We start from the raw sequence: 21,598 nt of genomic DNA, 5'->3' as shown, positions 1-21,598 counted from the left end.
GGGTAACAGGCCCGCGCGCGCCGCATCGACTGGATCTTGACTGGAGGATCTGCCTTGCCCCGTTTCACGCTCAGAAGCTGGTTTGCCACGATCGCATGCGCCGCCGCATGGGTCACGCTATCGGTCAGTTTGCCGGCTCGCGCGGAAACGGCGTTGAATGCGACAACCTCATGGATCGGCAATAGCTTCGGTTTCGGCGACGGCACGTGGACGCAGATCAATATCACCGCGATCGCGGTGAGTCCCGACGGCAAGGTGTACACGAACACGCCGTGGGATGAGAGCGGCGCCGAAGCCAGCGTCTATCAGGACGGCAAGATGCTCGGCTTCGCGGGCGGCACGCATGGCTGGGGTAATGGCGGCGGCAACGCGATTGCGGTGAATCGCAAGTACGCGTTCGTCGCGGTCGCGGTCGGCAATGAAAAGGGACATCTCGTCGAGCCGGGCGTATGGCCGGAGAAGGGCAAGCAATGGTTCGGCATTTCGCGCCGCACGCTCGCCGATCCGAAACGCGTTGCGCCGTTCCAGCCCGCCGTGAAAAACGCGGACCCGCACGCGCAGCTCGCCGCCGGCTTTCTGATGATGAACGAAGTGCCGACTGGCACGAGCGCCGAAATCGGCGGGCTTGCCGCGAACGACACCACGCTCTTCGCAGCCAACACCGAACGCAATCGCATCGAAGTGTACGACGCCGAATCGATGCAACGGAAAACGGCGTGGGACGTGCACGAACCCGGGCGCATCGCGCTCGCGCCCGATGGCACGCTGTGGGTGCTGAGCGGCACGCGCAGCGAACGCGCGCCGGGCATCGAGCATTACACGGCGACGGGGCAGCGCATCGACGAGAACTTCACGCTGCCGGCCGATACGGTCGCCGTCGATCTCGCCGTCGATGCGCAAGGCCGCATCCTGATCGCCGACAACGGTCCGCGCCAGCAGGTGCTGTTCTTCACGAAGCGCGACGGCCGCTGGACGGAATCGGGCGCGCTCGGTGAGCGCGGCGGCATTTTTAGCGGCGTCGCGGGCAAGCCGGGGCCGCAGCGTTTCAATGGGCTCACGGGCGTGGGCGTCGATGCGCGCGGCAACGTCTATGTGTCGACCAACGGCATCGGCCCGCGCTACGCGCCGATCGGCGCGGGTCTTGGCGCCACGCTCGAAAGCTATGCGCCGGACGGCAGGCGCAACTGGCAGGTCGAGGGGCTGCTGTTCGTCGACGGCGCGTGGATCGATCCGGCGCGTCCCAACAGCGTCTATACCGGCAACAAACGCTTCGAACTCGATCTCTCGAAACCGCCGGGACAGGACTGGAAATACGCGGGTTTTCTGTCGAACCGCTTCAAGTATCCGGACGACCCCGTGTTTCATACCGACCAGTATCCGGGCCTGCCGATCGCGCGCAGGCTCAAGGGCCGCACGTTCCTGTTCCTGACGGACATGTACGCGGACCATCTGAAGATCTATCGCTTCGATGCGCAGCATGACGGCGAGACCGCGATTCCTTCCGGTTTTATCGCGGGACGCGAGCGCGCGGTCGCGAAGGTGCCGAATGCGCCGCCGGGCGGCGACTGGATCTGGCGCGACACGAATGGCGACGGCCGCTTCGATGCCGATGAGTTCACGCTCAACACGAGCGGCACGAAGCTCGCGGGCGGCTGGGGCTGGTGGGTCGACACCGCCGGCGATATCTGGCGCACACGCGATACGAAGGGCATCTATCGCTTCCGTTTCGGCGGCCTCGATGCGAAGGGCAATCCGGTCTACTCGTATTCGAACCTCACGCACTACCCGGTGCCGCAGCCGTTCACCGAACTGCATCGCGCGATCTACGAGCCCGCCACCGACACGATGTACGTGAGCGGCTATACGGCCGACATGCCGTTCGATCGCGGCTTCTGGAAGGAAGTGGGCCGCGTGCTCGTGCGCTACGACAAATGGTCGAGCGGCAACCCCGTGCAGCGCTACGCGATCACGCTGCCGTGGCAAACGCAGAGCAAACCGATCGCCACGATCATCGGCATGACGGTCGAGGGGCAATACATCTTCGGCGTCGAACCGGTCGGCGCCGTGCACGTGTGGGACAAGGACAGCGGCAAGGAACTCGGCGTGATCCGTCCGGGCCCGGAAGTGGGGCGCGCGTCGGGCTGGGTCGATGTGCCGAACGGCATCAGCGCCGCAAAGCGCAGCGACGGCGAGTACCTCGTGTTCGTCGAAGAGGACGCGCGCGGCAAGGTGCTCATGTATCGCTGGAAACCTTGAGCGCGGCTCGCGCCGCTCGCACAGGACACGCAGGACACGCAGGACACGCAGCAAAACATTCGCATAACCCAGGGCATTCGATGGATAAAGGCATTCTCAGGAACGTAGCGATCAATTTTTTCGGACTCGTGCTGCCGACATTCGTGTCGCTCGTCACCGTGCCGTCGTATATCAGGCTGCTCGGCGTCGAGCGCTATGGCGTGATCAGTCTCGTGTGGACGTTGATCGGCTACTTCGGGATTCTCGATCTCGGCATGAGCATGGCCGCGCAGAACCATATTTCGAAGGCGCTCGCCTCGGGCGATCAGGACGAAAGCGCGCGCGTGTTCTGGAGCGCGACGTGGCTCAATCTGACGACCGGCGTGATTGGCGGTCTCATCATCTACTTCGGCGCGTTTCTGTACACCGCGTATTTCACGAAGGTGTCGCCCGAACTGCAGCACGAGGTGTATATGGCGCTGCCGTGGCTCGCGGTGGCGATTCCGATTGCGAACGTGTCCTGGGTGTTCGCGGGGGCGATCAATGGCGCGGAACGCTTCGGCGTCTACAACACGAATCAGACGATCGGCACGTTTCTGTTCCAGTTGCTGCCGCTCGGCGCCGCGGTGTGGCTCGGCCCGACCTTGCAGAACGTGCTCGCCGCGGCGGTGATCGCGCGCATTCTCGCGGCGCTGCTGCTTGGCCGCTATGCGCTGAAAGTGCTTGAAATACGCAGTATTCTGCCGCCGCGGCTCGGTGTCGCGAAGGGGTTGTTCAACTTCGGCGGCTGGATGCTGATTGCGAGCGTGACGACGATGGTCGCCGATTCGCTCGACCGCGTGATGCTCGGCTCGCGGCTCGGCGCGCGTTTCGTGACCTATTACACGGTGCCGCAGAATCTCGTGACGCGCCTGAACATCGTGCCGACCGCGCTCGTGCGCACGCTGTTCCCGCGCCTATCGGCAGTGGGCCGCGCCGATGCCGACACGATCACGCAGCAGTCGCTCGAATTTCTCAACGGCGTGTTCACGCCGGTCGCGCTCGTGGCGATGCTCGTGCTCGAACCGTTCCTGCATCTGTGGGTCGGCAACGAGATCGCGACGGTCGCGGCGCCGGTGGGCCGCATCATGATCGTCGCCGTGTGGCTCGTCGGTCAGGCGAACGTGACGCGCATCCTGATCCAGTCGCAGGTCAATCCGGCCACCGCCGCGCGCGTCGGCCTCGTCGAATTGCCGCTTTTCACGGGCGCCCTGTGGTTCGGCATCACGCATTTCGGCCTCACAGGCGCGGCGGTCGCGGTCGCGGGCCGGGCGCTGTTCGACTACGCGGTGCTGCTGCATTTCTCCGCGATCCGCGCGCGCCAGATCGTGCTCGACATGCTGGCCCACCTCGCATTTCTGCTTGCCAGCCTCTGGCTCGCGAGCTTCCTGCCGAGCCTCGCGCTCGCCATCACGGCCGGCGTGCTGATGGTCGGCGCGAACATCGCATGGTCGCTCACGATGACGCCCGCCTTGCGCAATCTTGCGCGTTCACTGCTGTTGCGACTGAATCCGAGGAAAAGCGCATGAACCACGACGTCCTTGAAGAAGACATGCTGCGACCCGCGACGCGCAGTGCGCTCGATGAACTGACGAGCGTTCCCGGTGCGCCGCCCGCGCGGCGTCCCGCCGCGTTGCGCGCGAACCGGACGGTGCGCATCGCGATCGTGCACGACTGGCTCGTCACTTATGCGGGCGCGGAGAAAGTGCTCGAGCAGATCATCGCGTGCTTTCCCGATGCGGACCTGTTCAGCCTCGTGGACTTTCTCGACGACCGCAGCTTTCTGCGCGGCAAGCCGGTCACGACCTCGTTCATCCAGAAGCTGCCGTTCGCGCGCAGCAAGTACCGTTCGTATCTGCCGTTGATGCCGCTCGCGATCGAGCAGCTCGACGTGTCCGCGTACGACGTCGTGATCTCGAGCAGCCACGCGGTCGCGAAGGGCATCCTGACGGGCCCGGACCAGGTGCATGTCAGCTACGTGCATTCGCCGATCCGCTATGCGTGGGATTTGCAGCACCAGTATCTGCAGCAGTCGAAGCTGACCAGCGGTCCGAAGTCCGCGCTCGCGCGGCTGATTCTGCATTACATCCGCAACTGGGATATCCGCACGTCGAATTCGGTCGACGGCTTCGTCGCCAATTCCGAGTTCATCGCGCGGCGCATCAAGAAGGTTTATCAGCGCGAGGCGCAGGTGATCTTTCCGCCGGTCGACGTCGAAGCGTTTTCGCTTTGCACGGAGAAAGAGGATTTTTATCTGACCGCTTCGCGCATGGTGCCGTACAAGAAGATCGATCTGATCGTCGAGGCATTCGCGCGCATGCCCGAGCGCAGGCTCGTCGTGATCGGCGACGGTCCCGATATGGAGAAGATCCGCGCGAAGGCGGGGCCGAACGTCGAGATCATGGGTTATCAGCCGTTCAAGGTGCTCAAGGACCATATGAGCCGCGCGAAGGCGTTCATCTTCGCGGCCGAAGAGGACTTCGGCATCTCGGTCGTCGAAGCGCAGGCGTGCGGCACGCCGGTGATCGCGTTCGGCAAGGGCGGCGCGCTCGAAACCGTGCGCGATCTGTCCTTGTCGGCGCCGACCGGCATGTTCTTCGACGAACAGAATGCGGATGCGATCATCGACGCGGTCGGCCGCTTCGACGATCACGCGCACCAGTTCTCGCCGGCCCATTGCCGCCGCAACGCCGAGCAGTTTTCCGCTGCGAATTTCCGTGAACGTTTCTTCGCGCATGTGCGTGCCTCGGTGCCCGCATTGCGCGCGGCGAAGCTGCCGCCCTATGTGCCGTATCAGGCGCAACCCGGCGCGCAGGCCGTGGCGGACGCGCCGCGCATTCTCGCGGTCGATCAGAGCGGTGTGCTCGGCGGCGCCGAACTGTCGCTGCTCGAAATCGTGAAGGCGCTGCGCTCGCGCATCGAGGTCGTGCTGTTCGATGACGGACCGTTTCGCACCGCGCTCGCGAAGACCGGCGTCGATGTCAACGTGCTCGATGCGGGCGCGCTGCGTCATGTTCGCAAGCAGGGCGGCTCGCTGCCGAAGGGGCAGGCGTTGAAGGGACTCGTCTCGCTCGTGCGCGCGACCGCGAAACGCGCGCGCAACGTCGACGTGATCTACGCGAACACGCAGCGCGCGATGGTGATAGGCGCGCTGGCCGGCAAGCTCGCGAGGCGGCCGGTGGTCTGGCATCTGCGCGATATCGTGAGTCCTGAACATTTCGGCGGCAAGCAGCTTGCGATTATCAAATGGTGCGCGCGCTTCGGTCTCGCGCACGTGATCGCGAATTCGGCGGCGTCGGCGCGCGCATTCGCCGATCTGACGCAGTTCGATAGCAAGCGTGTCGACGTCGTGTTCAACGGCATTTCGGCCGAGCCGTTCGATGCGCTGCGCGCGGTGCCGCGAGCGGCGTTGCGTGAACGCCTGAATCTGCCGCAGGATGCGTTTCTGGTCGGCTCGTTCAGCCGCCTTGCGCGCTGGAAGGGCCAGCACGTGCTGCTCGAGGCGATGGTGCTCAATCCGCAGATGCATGCGGTGCTCGTGGGCGCGCCGCTGTTCGGCGAGGACCAGTACGAGATCGAATTGCACGCGTTCGTCGCCGCGCACAATCTCGGCGAGCGCGTGCATTTTCTCGGTTTTCAGCACGATATTCCGGCCTGCATGTGCGCGGTCGACGCGGTCGTGCATACGTCGATCACGCCGGAGCCGTTCGGCCGCGTGATCGTCGAAGGGATGCTCGCGCGCCGGCCGGTGGTGGCGGCTCGCGCGGGAGGCGTGCTCGAGATCATCGACGATCACGAAAACGGCGTGCTGTGCACGCCCGGCGACGCGCATATGCTCGCCGATACGCTCGCCGAACTGCGCTCGAACGACGAACTGCGCGAAAGACTCGTCAGGAATGGCTATCAGACCGCGCTGAGCCGCTTCGGCACGCAGAGCTATGTGGAGGGGGTTGCGCGGATTCTGAAGGGGGTGGCGGGGCGTTGAAGCGCGGCTCGATGGGGATGTGTGGGTGCCTATGCGTTTGCAGGGGCCAACCTGCGCGCGCAAACGCGGCTCGGCGATCACGAAATCAGGGCGCAACCTCATGTGTGCCGAGCGCGTCCAACAGATGAACGCGCTGGCGGCTGCCTTCCCCATAGCCGGGCGGCCCCGCGAAAAGGCAGATACGCTGCGGGCGTATCAAGGCGCGTGAGTCGCAGCGCTGCAAAGCCTGAAATCGTCCAAAATCATCCATCGCCCATTCCATATCCCTGTAGTGGCCTGCTAGGTTAGCTGGCCTCAACAACTACAGAGGAGTTCGGAATGTCGTATCAACGGGAATCAGACGGCGTGCCGTATTACATCGTTACCGCTTATCTGATTGATTAGACCTTCATGGAGCAGACAGACCAGTACCCTGGACTAACTGAATTCATTCAGGTCTATTTCGGAGAGGACTTCGCGCTATGGGGAAACACCATGGCGGACATCCTTGCTTTGTACAGAAGCGAAAGTAATCCGGCCGAGCGTTCAACACTGGTGAGCGAAATTGACAGATTCCGCCGTGACAACGCCAGCGATCTGGATGCTGCCTTTGAGGCTGCCTACGGGCTTTGCCTCGATCCGCCACTATGGGGCCACACGACAGCCTCATTTCTTGACGAGTTGAAGCGCCTCCTGAGTGACTAGGGGCCGTTCACGCTAACGCTATGCCCCTAGGCCAACCTCAGTCGTTGGCATAACGGAGCGAAGGCCGAACAGCCTTCCCTCCGCTTCTTATTTCGTGCCGTTTTCATCGCGGCGTGAGCGAGGTCTTAGGTGCGGTTTTAGGTTTAAAACTCGCCGACCACCTCATCGCCGGCAACTCGACGAGCCGGTAGAACAGATAGGCGGCCGGCACGGCCACCAGCATGTAGCCGAACGACGGCCAGATCGACATTTGCAGCGACGAGCGGAACAGCCACGACGACAGCAGCACGAAGATCGGCAGATGGATCAGGTAGAGCGAGAAACTGAAGTCGCCGAAGAAGGACAGCGCGCGGGACAGTGGGCGAAACACGCCATGAAGCAAGGTCTGCAGCGACGTCCGAGGCAACGCAGGCATGCCAGCCGCCTCGCGCCGCGCCGGATCGCGCGGCTCCAGCACCTTGTACAGATAGACCGCGAAGCCGAGCGCCCACAACTGGAACGCACCGTACTGGCCGAAATGGAACGCCGCACAACCGGCTGCGACAAAGGCGGCAGCGAGTCCATAAAGCCATCCCGGCGCGCGCGCATCGGTCGCGCGGGCTCTCGCATCGGCGATCCACGCGCCGAGCGTCCACGAAAACCAGTACGACGTGAAGAACTGGATGTCGTGCCTCTCGAGCACGTACGCGGACACGACGTTGATCGCCGCGACGATCGCCAGCACGGCCGTCATGCCGATGCGCCGCCGCAGCGCAAACAGCAGCGGATAGATCGCATAGAACTGTACTTCGAGCGAGAGCGTCCACAGCGCGCCGTTCGATCCATAGGTCTTGCCCGCCACGCTCTGCAACGAAAACAGGTTGACGAGAAACGCGTGCAGGCCGATCTCGCGAATCTTGTGGCTGACCGGCGGAAATTGCAGGCTCAGCGAATCGAGCGCGAATGTCAGCACGAGCGCCGCGAGCAGCACCGGATAAATGCGCGCGAAGCGCCGCAGCCAGAAATTGCCCGTATCGAGCCGGTAAGCGGGATTGCCCGCGAGCCGCAGCGCGCCGCCGCGATGAATGCAGTAGCCGCTGATCACGAAGAAAATCGGCACGCCCGCCGAACCCCATGCAATGGGAAACGTCAGATAGGCCGCAAGCGCGTTGGGGCTCAACGAGTGGCCGACGCTCTGATGAAACGCCTGCATCCCGACCCACACGACCTGGCGGCAATGAAAATACGCGACGAGCAGCGCCGCGAAGCCGCGCCATGCGTCGATTGCGTGCTCCTTGCCGGCGCGTTCGGCACGCGCCTCATCGTGCGCCTCGTTGTGCAGCACGCCGCGTGCAGGCGGCGCGGCCGCGGCTTTCGCGGGAGCAAGCGTGGAAGAGAGGGGCAGGGATGAGCCGGCGGCATCCAGTGCTGGGTCGCTCATGCGTGGTCCTTATCTGAAGCTGAAGCAGGAAAAGCTGAACGGAAGATAGCCGGGCGCTTCGTGCACCTGTGAGTGCACCTGCGAGCGCCCGCGATACATCACATGCTAGAGCACGGCGGCGTCAAAAAATCGATAAAAAATTGCATTTCGGATTAAATGAGACTTTCATTTTGTGACGAATTGTAATTGAGTATATGAATATACGAATTCGAATTATTTACCGCTTTTGTCATGCTAATTTGAAGTACGGATTTTCTGACCCGAGGTGAAGTCATGAACCTGCATTTACTCGCCGGCATTGCCGTGCTGCTGATCCTGGTCGCCGCCTCCGCTTATCGTGACGCCCTGCGCAATGAGCCTATCCGCCGCTACCGGACGAACCCCGGCAAGCTGCCGCCGGTCGACGAGACGGAGTGACACGGCGCGGGCGTGTAAAATTTTCGGCTTTATCCGGCTATCTCCCCAAGTGGAATACGTAATAGTTTCCTGATTGTTTCCACTATATGACATATCGATAATTGGCCGGATTATTTAATTTAATTGGAGAAAAATTCGCCCGTGAACTTCGCAGGTTTTTTTGCTAGTCTTGCGCCGACATCGATTGGCCGCCAGGTCCGCGAACACACCAACTTCTAACCGATGTGGGAATGCCTACCATGCTGAAAGTCACCAAAGCCGTGTTTCCCGTTGCGGGCCTCGGGACACGATTCCTGCCGGCTACCAAAGCAAGCCCCAAGGAAATGCTGCCTATCGTCGACAAGCCGCTGATCCAGTACGCGGTCGAGGAAGCGATTGCCGCTGGCATCACCGAGATGATCTTCGTGACGGGCCGCAGCAAGCGCGCGATCGAAGATCACTTCGACAAATCCTACGAGATCGAATCCGAACTCGAAGCGCGCAACAAGCAGAAGCTGCTCGATCTCGTGCGCAGCATCAAGCCGGCCAACGTCGACTGTTTCTACGTGCGCCAGGCCGAAGCGCTCGGCCTCGGCCATGCGGTGCTGTGCGCCGAAAAGCTCGTGGGTGAAAGCCCGTTCGCGGTGATTCTCGCGGACGACCTGCTGCACAGCTCGAAGCCGGTGATGAGCCAGCTCGTCGATACGTTCAACCACTATCACAGCTCGGTGATCGGCGTCGAAACGATCGCGCGCGAAGACAGCCGCTCGTACGGCGTCGTGGACGGCCGCGAGTGGGAAGATAACGTCATCAAGATGTCGGGCATCGTCGAGAAGCCGGCGCCGGACAAGGCGCCGTCGAACCTCGGCGTGGTGGGCCGCTACGTGCTGATGCCGACCATCTTCAAGCACATCCGCGCGCTCAAGCCGGGCGCGGGCGGCGAACTGCAACTGACCGACGCGGTCCAGTCGCTGCTGACCGAGGAGCAGGTGCTCGCATATCGCTACTTCGGCACGCGTTTCGATTGCGGCAGCAAGCTCGGCTATCTGAAAGCGACGGTCGAATTCGCGCTGCGCCATCCCGAGGTGAAGGCGGATTTCGAAGCGTATCTGCATGCCTATATGCAGCAGAACGATGCGCAAAGCAGCGCGGCGGTGCAGTACACGGCACAGGCCGCCTGAGTGGCCTCAGCAGGCCCTTGCAGGTGTCAAGCGAGGGGCCTCGCATAAAAGCTGAATGAAAAACGGGCGCCGCATCATGCGGCGCCCGTTGACGTTTCAGCCGGGCCGCGCGTCATTCATGCGAGGCCCGGCGAGGCGACAGCAGCGAGGTGACAGCAGAAAGCCTCAACCTTGCTGCTTCACCTCGAGCCGGAACTTGTGCAGAAGCGGCTCCGTGTAGCCGCTCGGCTGCTGGCGTCCTTCGAACACGAGCGCCTGGGCGGCCTTGAACGCGATCGTGTCATAGCCCGGCGCCATCGGCTTGTAGTGCGGATCGCCCGCGTTCTGCCCGTCGACGACCTTCGCCATTCGTCTGAACGTCTCTTCGACGAGTTCGCGTTTGATCACGCCGTGATACAGCCAGTTGGCGATGTGCTGGCTCGAAATGCGCAGCGTCGCGCGGTCTTCCATCAGGCCGACATCGTGGATGTCCGGCACCTTCGAGCAGCCGACGCCCTGGTCGATCCAGCGCACCACGTAGCCGAGAATGCCCTGCGCGTTGTTGTCGACCTCGCTGCGGATTTCCTCGTCGCTCCATTGCGCCTTCTCGACGACTGGAATCGTCAGCAGGCCGTCGAGCAGTTCGTCGCGCACCGTCGCGTAGTCCGTGCGTTCGAGTTCCTGCTGAATCGCCTGCACGTCGACCTGGTGATAGTGCAGCGCATGCAGCGTCGCGGCGGTCGGCGAGGGCACCCATGCGGTGTTCGCGCCGGCCTTTGGATGCGCGATCTTCTGTTCGAGCATCGCGTGCATGAGGTCAGGCATCGCCCACATGCCCTTGCCGATCTGCGAGCGGCCGCGCAGGCCCGCGTTCAGACCGACGAGCACGTTGCTGCGCTCGTAGGCGGTGATCCACTTGCTCGACTTCATGTCGCCCTTGCGCATCATCGGGCCCGCTTCCATCGCGGAGTGCATCTCGTCGCCGGTGCGATCGAGGAAGCCGGTGTTGATGAACGCGACGCGCTCCGACGCTTCGGCGATACACGCGAGCAGGTTCACGCTCGTGCGGCGCTCCTCGTCCATGATGCCCATCTTGATCGTGTTGCGCGGCAGTTCGAGCAGGTCTTCGACGCGCGCGAACAGCTCGCTCGCGAACGCGACTTCGGCCGGGCCGTGCATCTTCGGCTTGACGATATAGATCGAGCCAGTACGCGAATTCAGCCTGTTTTTGCGGTCGCGCAGCGCGCACAGCGTCGTGATGACCGCGTCGAGAATGCCTTCCGGAATTTCCTGGCCGTCTTTCATGAGCACGGCCGGGTTGGTCATCAAATGACCGACGTTGCGAATGAACAGCAGCGAGCGGCCATGCAGCACGACCGGCGCCGCGCCGTTCGCGGCGGTATACACACGGTCTTCGTTCAGGCGGCGCGTGAAGGTCTTGCCGTTCTTCGTGACCTCTTCGGTCAGATCGCCGTTCATCAGGCCGAGCCAGTTGCGGTAGAGCTGCACCTTGTCGTCCGCATCGACGGCCGCGACCGAGTCTTCGCAATCGATGATCGTGCTCACCGCCGCTTCGACCACGACGTCTTTCACATGCGCGGCATCGGTCTTGCCGATCGGATCGTTGGCATCGATCTGGATCTCGAAGTGCAGGCCGTTGTGCTTGAGCAGCACGGCCGACGGCGCGCCCGGCTCGCCCTGATAGCCGATGAATTGCGCGGGCGTTTGCAGCGCGCTCGTGCCGTTCTTCAACGTGACGACGAGCTTGCCGCCCTCGACGCTATAGCGCGTCGCGTCGGCATGCGAGCCGTTCGCGAGCGGTGCGGCTTGGTCGAGAAACCTGCGTGCATAGGCGATGACCGCCGCGCCGCGCACCGGGTTGAAGTCCTTGCGTTTTTCGGCGCCGTTCGTTTCGGGAATCGCATCGGTGCCGTACAGCGCATCGTAGAGACTGCCCCAGCGCGCGTTCGCCGCGTTCAGCGCATAACGCTGATTCGACAACGGCACGACGAGTTGCGGGCCGGCCTGCTCGGCGATTTCGGTGTCCACGTGGTCGGTCGTGGCCTGGACGCGCGCGGGCGGCGGCACGATATAGCCGATGCCTTCGAGAAACGCGCGGTACGCGCGCAGGTCGCGCACCGGACCCGGATTGGCGCGATGCCAGTGGTCCAGTTCGGTTTGCAGGCGGTCGCGCTCGGCAAGCAGCGCACGGTTTTTCGGCGCCAGCTCGTGCACGAGGGCGTCGAAACCCGACCAGAATGCGGCGCTGTCGATTCCGGTGCCGGGCAGGGCTTCGGTTTCGACGAAGTGGTCGAGGTTGGCGGCGACTTGCAGTCCGCCGCGCGGGTTCATCTGAGTCATCGACTGCTCCATCAGTTTGAATGGGACCGGTGAGGGGGCACCGGTCCGTGCTTGATAAAGTTGCGCTACGGGTTGCTTCAAAGCGGTACTTCAAAGGCCTGCTTCAAATACTTGCTTCACCGCGGCCTGCGCAACCCGGCAGGCCGCCTCGGCCATTCAGATCGCGAGCGCCTGAATGCCGACCTTCGCGATCTGCGCGTCCTGTTCCGACTTGACGCCCGACACGCCGACCGCGCCGATCACCTGGCCCTCGACGATCACCGGCACGCCGCCTTCGAGCGTGCCGAGCAACGGCGCGCTCAGGAACGCGGTGCGGCCGTTGTTGATCATGTCTTCATACACCTTGGTTTCGCGCCGACCGATCGCCGCGGTGCGTGCCTTTTCCGTGGCGATGTACGCACTCGACGGCGCGCTGCCGTCGAGGCGCAGCATCGCGAGCGGATGGCCGCCGTCGTCGGCGACCACGATCGCGACGGCCCACTTGTTTTTCTCGGCTTCCGCGCGCGCGGCGTCGAGAATGCGGGTCGTTTCAGCCACGGTCAACACGAGTTTGCTCAGCATAATGAATGTCCTGTCTCGGTGATGGTTGGAAGGTTTCTACAGTTTTTATCCAGCGACGGGTGCCGCGGCGGCGCCGTTCGTGCGCGCGGTAATGGCAGGTGCTATCCCTTGGGATTTTACGTCCAAGCGCGTGAGGACGATACGGCGGCTTCCCTGGGCCGCGGCGCGAAGCGCCTTACAATCGCGGCTTGACCATAGAAAATGCGCTGCCAATGCGCCGCCCCGATCATGCCTACCATCCGCGAGCTGTTTGTTTATCCGATCAAATCCTGCGCGGGCATCGCGCTGACCGAGGCGCGTCTGCTGGCGACGGGCCTCGAATACGACCGCTACTGGATGCTCACCGATCCGCATGGCGCGATGCTCACGCAGCGCGCGTATCCGCGCATGGCGCTGATTCGCGTCGAGATCGGCGAGCAGGACCTCGTGATTCGCGCGCCCGACATGAGCGAGCTGCGCACGCCGCTCGATGCCACGCGGCTCGCCGCGGCGCCGCGGGTGAATACCGCGGTCTGGCGCGATGCGGCTTATGGACTCGATACGGGCGCCGAGACCGCCGCATGGTTCACGGCGTTTCTCGGCGTGCCTGTGCGCCTGCTGCGCTTCGATCCGCAGCGCGAGCGCATCGTCGATCGTGATTACACCGCGAGCACCGGCGGCGCCACGACGTTTTTCGCCGATGGCTTTCCGCTGCTCGTGATCGGCCAGGCCTCGCTCGACGACCTCAACACGCGCCTGAACGGCAAGGGCGCGCCGGCCATCGGGATCGACCGCTTTCGCCCGAACCTCGTGCTGGACGGTCTCGATGCCTACGAAGAGGACTACATGGAGACGCTGAGCATCGATGCACCGACGAGCGGCGCGCCGCGCGTCGAGTTGCGGCTCGTCAAGCTGTGCACGCGTTGCCCGATGCCGACCATCGATCAGGCGCGCGGCGCGCCCGATCCCGAATGGCCGAACGAGCCGACCGACACGATGCTCGGCTATCGCGTCAACGCGCGGTTCGACGGCGCGGTCACGTTCGGCAACAACGCGCTCGTCGCGAGCGGCACGGGGGCGTGGCTGCGGGTCGGGCAGGAGATCGAGGCGGAGTTGGGGTTTGGTGATTGAGAACGGCGTGCGCATTTCGCACGCGCACAGTGCTGCGTCGCACCATCGCTGTGCTTCGCCGCATCAAAACGCGTCGCGAGATCGCGGCGGCTCACGCATGGTTCATCCGCCGCAAAGCCATACTACACAGCGCTTGACGGCACATTTCGCGCGACTGGCACAGCCTTTGCGTTAAGCACCGCCAACGGACCAGCGTGGGTCCGCGGCGCATGCGGCACGACAGCGTGCGTTCCAGCAGCGTTTTAGCAGCACGGGTCAGGACAACGGCGTCCCCTGGATTCAGTCATCGACTGGATTCGCGGGACGCCGTTTTTGTTTCCGCAACCGCTTTCGCCGGATACCAGAGGACATCGCGTTCATGAAAATCATCGTTATCGGTCACGGGATGGTCGGCCACAAGCTGGTCGAATGCCTCGCGCAGGATGGCGCGCACGGCCTCGACATCACGGTGCTGGGCGAAGAATCCCGGCCGGCCTACGATCGCGTGCATCTGTCCGAATTTTTCGCAGGCAAGACCGCCGACGATCTCTCGCTCGTCGAGCCCGGTTTCTTCGAGCGCCACGGCGTGCGGCTGAAGCTCAACGCGCGAGTCCTCACTATCGATCGCGAGGCGCGCACGGTGACGGTGGCGAGCGGGGAAACGCTGCCCTACGACAGGCTCGTGTTCGCGACCGGCTCCTATCCGTTCGTGCCTCCGGTGCCGGGCCGCGAGCGCGCCGATTGCTTCGTCTACCGAACGATTGAGGATCTCGAAGCCATGCGCGAATGCGGTGCGCGCGCGAGGACCGGGACCGTGGTCGGCGGCGGCCTGCTCGGTCTCGAATGCGCGAAGGCGCTGCGCGACATGGGCCTGCAAACGCACGTGGTCGAATTCGCGCCGCGCCTGATGGCGGTGCAGGTGGACGAGGGCGGCGCTCGCGTGTTGCGCCGCCGGATCGAAGAACTCGGTGTGACGGTCCACACGCAGAAGAACACAGCCATGATCGTCGACGGCGAAGCGGGCACGCATCGCATGCAGTTTGCGGACGGCAGCCATCTCGACACCGACATGATCGTGTTCTCCGCGGGCATCCGTCCGCGCGACGATCTCGCGCGCGCCTGCGGGCTCGAACTCGGCGCGCGCGGTGGCATCGTGATCGACGACGCATGCCGCACGAGCGACCCGCACATCTACGCGATCGGCGAATGCGCGCTGTGGAACGGCCAGTTGTTCGGGCTCGTCGCGCCCGGCTACGAGATGGCGCGCGTGGCCGCGAAGCAGTTGCGCGGCAGCGCGGCCGCATTCGCGGGTGCCGACATGAGCACCAAACTGAAGCTCATGGGCGTCGACGTCGCGAGCATCGGCGACGCGCACGGCAACACGCCGGAGAGCCGCGCCTACCAGTTCAGCGACGAGCGCAAACAGATCTACAAGAAGCTCGTCGTGTCCGGTTGCGGCAAGTATCTGCTCGGCGCGGTGATGGTCGGCGATGCAAGCGAATACGGCACGCTGCTGCAGATGATGCTCAACCGCATCGCGCTGCCCGAAGCGCCCGAATTCCTGATCCTGCCGCAAGCGGACGGCAAGGCGAAACCCGCGCTCGGCGTCGAGGCCTTGCCCGCCGCCGCGCAGATCTGCTCGTGCAACAGCGTGTCGAAGGGCGAGCTGTGCGCGGCGGTCTGCGCGGGCGCGACCGATCTCGGCGCATTGAAGGGCGCGACCGGCGCGGGCACCTCGTGCGGCGGCTGCGTGCCGCTCGTCACGCAGGTGATGAAGGCCGAGATGAAGAAGCAGGGGCTCGCGGTCAACAATCACGTCTGCGAACACTTTCCGTATTCGCGCCAGGAGCTGTACCACCTCGTGCGCGTCGAGGGTCTGCGCAGTTTCGGCACGCTGCTCGCGAAGCATGGGCGCGGCCTCGGCTGCGATATCTGCAAGCCTGCGATCGCGAGCATTCTCGCGTCGTGCTGGAATGAATTCGTGCTGAAGAAAGAGCACGCGTCGCTGCAGGACACCAACGACTACCACCTCGCGAACATCCAGCGCGATGGCACCTATTCGGTCGTGCCGCGCATGGCGGGCGGCGAAGTGACACCCGACGGTCTGATCGCGGTCGCGCAGGTCGCGAAGAAATACGGCCTCTACACGAAGATCACCGGTGGTCAGCGCGTCGATCTGTTCGGCGCGCGTGTCGAGCAACTGCCGCTCATCTGGGAAGAACTGATCGCAGCGGGTTTCGAATCGGGGCACGCATACGGCAAATCGCTGCGCACCGTGAAGTCGTGCGTGGGCTCGACGTGGTGCCGCTATGGCGTCGGCGATTCGGTGGGCCTCGCGGTCGAACTCGAGAATCGCTACAAGGGGCTGCGCACGCCGCACAAGATCAAGTTCGGCGTATCGGGTTGCACGCGCGAATGCGCGGAAGCGCAAGGCAAGGACGTCGGCGTGATCGCGACCGAGAAGGGCTGGAATCTCTACGTGTGCGGCAATGGCGGCATGAAGCCGCGGCACGCGGAACTGCTCGCGGCCGACCTCGATCGCGCGACGCTCGTGCGCTACATCGACCGCTTCCTGATGTTCTACGTGCGCACCGCCGACCGCCTGCAACGCACGAGCGTGTGGCGCGACAACCTCGAGGGCGGGCTCGATTATCTGATCGACGTGATCGTCAACGACCGCCTCGGTGTCGCCGCCGAACTCGAAGCGGAGATGCGGCACGTGGTCGACACCTACGAGTGCGAATGGAAGAAGGCCGTCACCGACCCCGAGACGCGCAAGCGTTTTCGCCATTTCGTCAACAGCGGCGAGTCCGACGGCAACGTCGCGTTCGTCGAGCAACGCGGCCAGATCCGCCCGGCGACGCAGGCCGAGCGGCAGACGAAGGTCGTCGGGATTCCGGTTGTTGTCGAGACGGGTTGAGGCCACCCGCTTTGATGTCGTCCACCTTGACGCCGATTTTTTCCGCTTATTTAACGAGGACCCGAGCCATGAAAAACGAACGCTTGCCGCGCGCCTGGACCGCCATTTGCGCGCTCGACGACATCGTGCCGAACACCGGTGTTTGCGCCTTGATTAACGGCGAACAGGTGGCGGTTTTTCACGTGGATGGCGGCGCGACCGATAGCACCGTCTACGCCATCGAAAACTTCGATCCGGGCTCGCACGCGGCGGTGCTCTCGCGCGGACTGGTGGGCAGTCTCGGCGAACGCATCGTGGTCGCCTCGCCGATCTACAAGCATCACTTCGATCTGCGCACCGGCGAGTGCATCGAGACGCCGTCGTTTTCCGTCAGCGCGTTTGCCGCGCGCGTGGAAAACGGCCAGGTGTGGGTCGCGGCTTGACTTCAGGGCCACGTCATCCGCGCATGTCTTCCACGAACGTAAAAACCGTGTGTCCGTATTGCGGCGTCGGTTGCGGCATGGTGCTGCATGTCGAGGACGGCCAGGTCGTGAAGATCTCCGGCGACCGCGAGCATCCGGCCAACTTCGGCAGGCTGTGCACGAAAGGGCAGTCGGCGCACGTCGCATTGCGCAAGTCCGGCCGTCTCGAAGGCGCGTTCGTGCGCCATACGCGCGATGAAGACCCGGCGCCGTTGCCGATGGCGCAGGCGCTCAGCAGCACCGCGGCGCGTTTGCGGCGGATCCTCGACGAACACGGTCCGGATGCGTTGTCGTTTTACGTGTCCGGGCAGATGTCGCTCGAAGCGCAGTACCTCGTCAACAAGCTCGCGAAGGGCTTTATCGGCACGAACAACATCGAATCGAACTCGCGCCTGTGCATGGCGAGCGCGAGTAGCGGCTACAAGCTCTCGCTCGGCGCGGACGGGCCGCCCGGCTCGTACGAGGACTTCGATCACGCGGACCTGTTCTTCGTGAGCGGCGCGAATATGGCCGACTGCCATCCGGTTCTGTTCCTGCGCATGATGGACCGCGTGAAGGCGGGCGCGAAGCTGATCGTCGTCGATCCGCGCTGCAACGCGACGGCCGAAAAGGCCGATCTGTTCCTGCGGATCAAACCCGGCACCGATCTCGCATTGCTCAACGGGCTGCTGCATCTGCTGCACGAAAATGGCGCGACGAATGCCGCTTTTATCGACGAGTTCACCGAAGGCTGGGACGCGATGCCCGCGTTTCTCGCGGACTACACGCCGGAAAACGTCGCGCGCATCACAGGCCTTGCCGCCGACGACATCCGCCACGCCGCGCGGATGATCGGCGCGGCGCAGGAGTGGATGAGCTGCTGGACGATGGGCCTCAACCAGAGCACGCACGGCACGTGGCACACGAACGCGATCTGCAATCTGCATCTGGCGACGGGGCGCATCTGCCGGCGCGGCAGCGGACCGTTCTCGCTGACAGGGCAGCCCAACGCGATGGGCGGCCGCGAAATGGGCTACATGGGACCGGGTTTGCCGGGGCAGCGCTCGGCGCTCGTCGCGCAAGACCGCGCGTTTGTCGAAGAACTCTGGGGTATTGCGCCGGGCACGCTGAAACCGGACGCAGGTAACGGCACGACCGGCACGATCGGCATGTTCGAGCGAATGGCCGCGGGCGAGATCAAGGCCTGCTGGATCATCTGCACGAATCCGGTGGCGAGCGTCGCGAACCGGCAAAGCGCGATCGCCGGTTTGCGCGCGGCCGAACTCGTGATCGCGCAGGACGCGTTCCTCGACACGGAGACCAACCGTTACGCCGACGTGCTGCTGCCCGGCGCGTTGTGGGCCGAAGCCGAAGGCGTGATGATCAACTCCGAGCGCAATCTGACGCTGATGCAAAAGGCGATCGAACCGCCGGGCGCGGCCTTGCCCGACTGGCGGATCATCGCGCGTATCGCGTGCGAAATGGGCTTCGCCGATGCGTTCACCTATGCGAGCGCCGACGAAGTGTTCGCTGAGATCACGCGCGCCTCGAACCCGGCGACCGGTTACGACCTGCGTGGTGCGAGCCATCGCCGCCTGAAGGACACGCCGCTGCAATGGCCGCTTGCCTGCGCGGACTCGGCCGATCGCAATCCGGTTCGCTATCTGAATGATGGCGTGAGCCAGACGCTCAGACAGTCAGCCGACGGCAGCCATGCGCGACTGGCTTTTCCGACGGCGAGCGGCAAGGCGATGTTTTTCGCGCGCGCGTATGCGCCCGCCGCCGAATTGCCCGACCACGAATTTCCGATCGTGCTGAACACGGGCCGTGTGCAGCATCAATGGCACACGCTGACGAAGACCGGCAAGGTCGCGATGCTCAACAAGCTGAACCCGGGGCCGTTCGTCGAGATTCATCCGGACGATGCGGCCGCGCTCGGCATCCGCGCGAAAGACCCGGTCGAGATCCGTTCGCGCCGCGGCCGCGCGATCCTGCCCGCCGTGGTGACCGAGCGCGTGAGCGCGGGCAACTGCTTCGCGCCGATGCACTGGAACGATGTATTCGGCGACGACCTCTGCATCAACGCGGTAACGAACGACGCGACCGATCCCATTTCCCAGCAGCCCGAACTGAAATTCTGCGCGGTCGCGCTGAGTCCGGTGGCATTCCCGGCGATGGCCGATGACGTTGCAGATGCCTTCAATCACGCCGCCGCCGTCGCTGCCGGCACCCACGCGGACATCCCCGCTGCGACGCCCGGCGCCAGCGCCAAGGATCAACCCATGCCCCGTATCGACGCCCTCACGAGCCTGCTGCAACTTCGGCCCGAGCCCGTGCCGCCGCTGAGCGACGCCGAGCATGCGTATCTGGCCGGCTTCGTCAGCGGCTTGCGCTCCGCCGAGGCGCAGGGCATCGATTCCGTGCCGGTGCTGCCGCACAGCGCGCCGTTCGATAGCGTGAAGCGCCTTTACGTCGATGGATTGCTCGCGGGTCTCTATAGCCGCAGCAAGACGGGCATGGCTTCATTTGCGGCTTTACCCGACATCGCGCAGGCGGCGCAGGTACGCGAAGCGGGCATGTCCAGCGTGCCGAACGTGCCCAACGTACGTATCGTGCGCGCGCGTCCCAAGGTCACGCTGCTGTGGGCTTCGCAAACCGGCAACACCGAATCGCTGACCGAGCGTTACGCCACGCGTCTGATGGAATCGGGCTTCGAGATCCGCACCGCGTGCATGGCGGACTATCCGCTCGCGACGCTCGCGAAAGCACAATACGTGCTGCTGATGACGAGCACGTTCGGCGACGGCGATCCGCCCGACAACGCGCAGGATTTCTGGACGCAACTGCGCGCGGACACGGCGCCTCGCCTCGACGGTGTGCGTTTCGCGGTGCTCGCGCTCGGAGACCCCAACTACGATCAGTTCTGCGGCCACGGCCGCCGTCTCGATGAACGGCTCGCCGAGCGGGGCGCGCGGCGCCTTGCCGAGCGCGTCGATTGCGATACCGACTACCCGCCGGTTGCCGATGCATGGCTCGAACGTGTGATCGTGCGCATCAAGGAAGAAGATGCGGCGCTGCATGCCGTGCCGCCCGGCGGCATGATCCACGCGGTGGTGCCCGGCGCCGTGCCGACCAAAGCGCGGCCGGCCGCGTCGCGCCTCGCCGGCAACCTGCGTCTGAACCGGCAGGGCGCCGCGAAAGACACGCGCTACGTTTCGCTGCATACCGCCGACGCCGGGCTCGAATACGAAGCCGGCGATGCGCTCGGCGTGTGGCCGAGCAACTGCCCCGAACTCGTCGACGAACTGATTACGCTGAGCGGTCTCTCCGCGGAGGCGCCGGTGCACGTCTCCGGTGTCGGCGAGATACGGCTTGCCGATGCGCTCGGCCAACACTACGAGATCGCGCGGCCGAGCGCGGAAGCGCTCGCGTTCGTCGCCGCACGCAGCCGCAACGGCGCGCTGCGCGATCTGCTCGCGCCGGCGCGCAAGGCCGATCTGAAGCAATGGCTGTGGGGACAGCAGCTTGCCGACGTGCTGCACGAATTTCCGGTGAGCCTCACCGCAACCGAGCTGACCGGCGTGCTCAAGCGCCTGCAACCGCGTCTCTATTCGATCGCGTCGAGCCCGAAAGCGCATCCGGGCGAAGTGCATCTGACGGTGTCGGCGGTGCGCTACAGCAACGGGCGGCGTCATCGCAAAGGCGTGTCGTCGACGTTTCTCGCGGACCGTGCCGCGCAAGTCGATGTGCCTGTTTTCGTGCAGACGTCCGCGCATTTCCGTGCGCCTCGCGACGCTGGCGCACCGGCGATCATGGTTGGTCCCGGCACCGGCATCGCGCCGTTTCGCGGTTTTCTGCACGAGCGCCGCGCGCGCGGCGACCGTGGACGCAACTGGCTGTTCTTCGGCGAGCAGCATGCCGCAACCGATTTCTACTATCGCGACGAACTCGAGGCGATGCGCGCGAGCGGCGTGCTGACGCGGCTCGACGTCGCGTTCTCGCGCGATCAGGCCGACAAGATCTACGTGCAGGACCGTATGCGCGAACACGGTGCGCAACTGTGGGCATGGCTCGAAGAAGGTGCGCATTTCTACGTGTGCGGCGACGCGAGCCGGATGGCACGCGATGTCGATGCGGCACTCAAGGACGTGATCACAACGCACGGCGGCATGAGCGAGGAGAGGGCGCTCGAATACGTGAGCCGTCTCGCGCGCGAAAAGCGTTATGCGCGTGATGTGTATTGATTTTCAACGCTGGCGACATGCAGGTGAAGCTGTACGCAGTGCAATGAATTCGATGGCGGGCAAT

Annotated in this window: 13 protein-coding genes; 10 read left to right on the top strand and 3 right to left on the bottom strand. The window is 64.2% G+C overall.

Translation table 11 applies throughout. The features are described from left to right. Positions 1–54: 54 nt before the first annotated feature. The 4 genes from B9Z01_RS05825 to B9Z01_RS05810 all read left to right on the top strand — a co-directional run bounded on the left by B9Z01_RS05825 (position 55) and on the right by B9Z01_RS05810 (position 6,943). Positions 55–2,256, top strand: a complete 2,202-nt coding sequence (locus B9Z01_RS05825; protein WP_085481312.1) for an NHL repeat-containing protein — start codon at positions 55–57, stop codon at positions 2,254–2,256. Between the two features lie 80 nt (positions 2,257–2,336). Next, entirely contained in the window at positions 2,337–3,803 is a 1,467-nt protein-coding gene (locus B9Z01_RS05820) for a flippase (RefSeq protein WP_085481311.1), read from the top strand. Continuing rightward, entirely contained in the window at positions 3,800–6,259 is a 2,460-nt protein-coding gene (locus B9Z01_RS05815) for a glycosyltransferase family 4 protein (protein WP_085481310.1), read from the top strand. The genes B9Z01_RS05820 and B9Z01_RS05815 overlap by 4 nt, the downstream gene beginning before the upstream one ends. Before the next feature lie 390 nt (positions 6,260–6,649). After that, entirely contained in the window at positions 6,650–6,943 is a 294-nt protein-coding gene (locus B9Z01_RS05810; protein WP_085481309.1) for a contact-dependent growth inhibition system immunity protein, read from the top strand. 103 nt (positions 6,944–7,046) lie between these two features. Here the strand turns inward: B9Z01_RS05810 and B9Z01_RS05805 are convergent, their stop codons facing one another. Then, complete coding sequence (locus B9Z01_RS05805) at positions 7,047–8,363, bottom strand: acyltransferase family protein (protein WP_085481308.1); 1,317 nt, start codon at positions 8,361–8,363, stop codon at positions 7,047–7,049. Between the two features lie 273 nt (positions 8,364–8,636). Here B9Z01_RS05805 and B9Z01_RS35440 point away from each other — a divergent pair, with 273 nt between their 5' ends. Together B9Z01_RS35440 and galU are read left to right on the top strand one after the other, a co-directional pair. After that, positions 8,637–8,780, top strand: coding sequence for a hypothetical protein (locus tag B9Z01_RS35440; RefSeq protein WP_167387442.1), 144 nt, complete (start codon positions 8,637–8,639; stop codon positions 8,778–8,780). 239 nt (positions 8,781–9,019) lie between these two features. After that, positions 9,020–9,940, top strand: coding sequence for a UTP--glucose-1-phosphate uridylyltransferase GalU (gene galU, locus B9Z01_RS05800; RefSeq protein ID WP_085481307.1), 921 nt, complete (start codon positions 9,020–9,022; stop codon positions 9,938–9,940). A 165-nt stretch (positions 9,941–10,105) separates the two neighbouring features. Here the strand turns inward: galU and B9Z01_RS05795 are convergent, their stop codons facing one another. Continuing rightward, on the bottom strand, positions 10,106–12,280 hold the full coding sequence (locus B9Z01_RS05795; protein WP_085481306.1) for a malate synthase G: 2,175 nt from the start codon (positions 12,278–12,280) through the stop codon (positions 10,106–10,108). 156 nt (positions 12,281–12,436) lie between these two features. Beyond that, the gene (locus B9Z01_RS05790) at positions 12,437–12,841 is read right to left on the bottom strand and encodes a heme-binding protein (RefSeq protein WP_085481305.1); all 405 of its coding nucleotides are present in this window, start codon (positions 12,839–12,841) and stop codon (positions 12,437–12,439) included. Positions 12,842–13,069: 228 nt separating this feature from the next. On the opposite strand from B9Z01_RS05790, the gene B9Z01_RS05785 reads away from it, so the two are divergent. From B9Z01_RS05785 to B9Z01_RS05770, 4 genes are all read left to right on the top strand, one after another. Beyond that, on the top strand, positions 13,070–13,951 hold the full coding sequence (locus B9Z01_RS05785; protein ID WP_085482012.1) for an MOSC domain-containing protein: 882 nt from the start codon (positions 13,070–13,072) through the stop codon (positions 13,949–13,951). A gap of 358 nt (positions 13,952–14,309) precedes the next feature. Continuing rightward, positions 14,310–16,850, top strand: coding sequence for a nitrite reductase large subunit NirB (gene nirB, locus B9Z01_RS05780; protein ID WP_085481304.1), 2,541 nt, complete (start codon positions 14,310–14,312; stop codon positions 16,848–16,850). Between the two features lie 68 nt (positions 16,851–16,918). Further along, the gene (gene nirD / locus B9Z01_RS05775) at positions 16,919–17,272 is read left to right on the top strand and encodes a nitrite reductase small subunit NirD (protein WP_085481303.1); all 354 of its coding nucleotides are present in this window, start codon (positions 16,919–16,921) and stop codon (positions 17,270–17,272) included. Between the two features lie 23 nt (positions 17,273–17,295). Beyond that, the gene (locus tag B9Z01_RS05770; RefSeq protein WP_085481302.1) at positions 17,296–21,534 is read left to right on the top strand and encodes a bifunctional nitrate reductase/sulfite reductase flavoprotein subunit alpha; all 4,239 of its coding nucleotides are present in this window, start codon (positions 17,296–17,298) and stop codon (positions 21,532–21,534) included. The last annotated feature ends 64 nt before the right edge of the window (positions 21,535–21,598 follow it).

Source organism: Paraburkholderia susongensis (genome assembly GCF_900177725.1).
GTDB lineage: Bacteria > Pseudomonadota > Gammaproteobacteria > Burkholderiales > Burkholderiaceae > Paraburkholderia > Paraburkholderia susongensis.
Note: the sequence above shows the minus strand (reverse complement) of the source record. Positions and strands in the feature narration are given on the sequence as shown.

What these genes read in the sequence shown, in the direction of transcription:
- B9Z01_RS05820 (WP_085481311.1), top strand. Translation starts at nt 2,337, where the DNA reads ATGGATAAAGGCATTCTCAGGAACGTAGCGATCAATTTTTTCGGACTC.
- B9Z01_RS05815 (WP_085481310.1), top strand. Translation starts at nt 3,800, where the DNA reads ATGAACCACGACGTCCTTGAAGAAGACATGCTGCGACCCGCGACGCGC.
- B9Z01_RS05810 (WP_085481309.1), top strand. Translation starts at nt 6,650, where the DNA reads ATGGAGCAGACAGACCAGTACCCTGGACTAACTGAATTCATTCAGGTC.
- B9Z01_RS05805 (WP_085481308.1), bottom strand. Translation starts at nt 8,363, where the DNA reads ATGAGCGACCCAGCACTGGATGCCGCCGGCTCATCCCTGCCCCTCTCT.
- B9Z01_RS35440 (WP_167387442.1), top strand. Translation starts at nt 8,637, where the DNA reads ATGAACCTGCATTTACTCGCCGGCATTGCCGTGCTGCTGATCCTGGTC.
- galU (WP_085481307.1), top strand. Translation starts at nt 9,020, where the DNA reads ATGCTGAAAGTCACCAAAGCCGTGTTTCCCGTTGCGGGCCTCGGGACA.
- B9Z01_RS05795 (WP_085481306.1), bottom strand. Translation starts at nt 12,280, where the DNA reads ATGACTCAGATGAACCCGCGCGGCGGACTGCAAGTCGCCGCCAACCTC.
- B9Z01_RS05790 (WP_085481305.1), bottom strand. Translation starts at nt 12,841, where the DNA reads ATGCTGAGCAAACTCGTGTTGACCGTGGCTGAAACGACCCGCATTCTC.
- B9Z01_RS05785 (WP_085482012.1), top strand. Translation starts at nt 13,070, where the DNA reads ATGCCTACCATCCGCGAGCTGTTTGTTTATCCGATCAAATCCTGCGCG.
- nirB (WP_085481304.1), top strand. Translation starts at nt 14,310, where the DNA reads ATGAAAATCATCGTTATCGGTCACGGGATGGTCGGCCACAAGCTGGTC.
- nirD (WP_085481303.1), top strand. Translation starts at nt 16,919, where the DNA reads ATGAAAAACGAACGCTTGCCGCGCGCCTGGACCGCCATTTGCGCGCTC.
- B9Z01_RS05770 (WP_085481302.1), top strand. Translation starts at nt 17,296, where the DNA reads ATGTCTTCCACGAACGTAAAAACCGTGTGTCCGTATTGCGGCGTCGGT.